The 1,500-nt window shown below is 58.5% G+C and carries 3 protein-coding genes; 1 reads left to right on the plus strand and 2 read right to left on the minus strand.

Going from position 1 to position 1,500, the window contains the following annotated elements:
* A partial coding sequence (locus tag GCT13_RS47655) for a transposase (protein ID WP_152767547.1) occupies positions 1 to 206 on the minus strand: 206 nt, incomplete at its 3' end.
* A 165-nt stretch (positions 207 to 371) separates the two neighbouring features.
* Here GCT13_RS47655 and GCT13_RS47660 point away from each other — a divergent pair.
* Positions 372 to 941, plus strand: coding sequence for a hypothetical protein (locus GCT13_RS47660; RefSeq protein WP_152768430.1), 570 nt, complete (start codon positions 372 to 374; stop codon positions 939 to 941).
* Positions 942 to 1,211: 270 nt separating this feature from the next.
* Here GCT13_RS47660 and GCT13_RS47665 read toward each other — a convergent pair.
* Positions 1,212 to 1,500: transposase (locus tag GCT13_RS47665; RefSeq protein ID WP_152766932.1), on the minus strand; the 289-nt coding region annotated here is incomplete at its 5' end.

Consider the following 1,500-nt stretch of genomic DNA (forward strand, 5'->3'; position numbering starts at 1 on the left):
ATTGGCGGTGCAGCTGGGGGCGCGTTGCCCGCGTCGAACACATCGGCAACCCGCTCCTGCAACTGCTTCTTCCAGTCCGTGATCTGGTTCGGATGGACATCAAATTGCTGGGCCAACTCTGCCAGCGTCTTGTCGCCCTTAAGCGCCGCTAGTGCCACCTTTGCCTTGAATGCCGGTGAGTGTGTCCGTCGGTTTCGTTTCGTCATCTTCTGGTTCCTTGTCGCCGGCCATTATGACCGACTCACGCCCCAGCTTTTCCACTCAATGAACTGTCCGAATTTCCGGAGCCACCTCTATCCACCGTTCCGGGTCGATCGCGACCTACTGGGCCAAGGCGCGGAGCGACCTGCAGGCCCGTCGGGGATGTATGGTTGGGCAATGAAGATCCGAGTGGCGAGCAGACGGTCAACGACGATCGCCTTGTGCGCACCTTTTTCTTTCCAGCCGGCCCGCGTTACTTGCCGCATTTCGGGGGCAACATGAAACCGGCAACAGCGATGGCATTCCTGGCTGCATGTGCGTCTCTGCCTATTCGAACTTTCGCGCAGCAGCCTCCGTCTGATGTAGACCTTCGCGCGGCATACTGCATCCCGATCGTCAATCAACAGGTGGCCGTCTACCAGCACGCACTGTCCAGCCCCGGCCAGCCATTGCCTCCGCAGCTAGAAGAGACGATCAAGAACATGGCTGCAGACGCACAGGACAGGGCCGACCGCCTGAAGCGCTATCTGCTTCCGAGAATGGCAGACCTCGACGCAACCGCATTGCTAGCAGCATCGGAACAAGGGAAGCAGGACTTGCAACGCGGCAAACAGGATGTAATTCAATGCATGACCTTCTGCCAGCATGACGCGAATCCAGCCGCGTGCATGTCTTCATGCAGCACCGACACGTTGACCAGGGTGAGGAGGTGCACGAAGCTGGACTGGCTGCCCTTTTAACCAGGGGACGCACTCCCCGATCCGTTGTCCGCTGCCGAGCCAATGAGTGCGATGAGACACCCCGCTATTTCTAACAAATCACCCGGCCCCAGGCGTGATCGGACCAACGATGGGCGGAACCATAAACGTAGTCCTTTCGCGAAGGCACGCGATTCTTTCACGGTTCGAGAAGTGAACAAGTCCCTGTGCGTGCCCGCCCGCGACTCGGTCCGACTGTCCCCATAGACGTACGCTTTAGATGTCGGACCATCTTCGGGACACTAGACCGTGTTATGAACTTTGAAGTACTGGCACTGCATGCACGAGCATAAGCATGGCGAAGACCACGAAATGAAGCCCGGCAAGCGTTTCAGGTAATCGCTCATAGTCCCGCGCGAGGCGGCGAAAGCGGTTGAGCCAGCCAAAGCTGCGCTCGACCACCCATCGCCGGGGCAGCAGCACGAAACCTTTCTTTGCTTCCTGCAGTTTGATGACCTGCAGATCAATGCCTTCATTGCTGGCGGCCTGCGCAGCGTCTTCACCTGTGTATCCTTGATCCGCGAAGGCCACCTTGACCGTT

The organism is Paraburkholderia franconis (genome assembly GCF_009362735.1).
GTDB classification, from domain to species: Bacteria; Pseudomonadota; Gammaproteobacteria; order Burkholderiales; family Burkholderiaceae; genus Paraburkholderia; species Paraburkholderia franconis.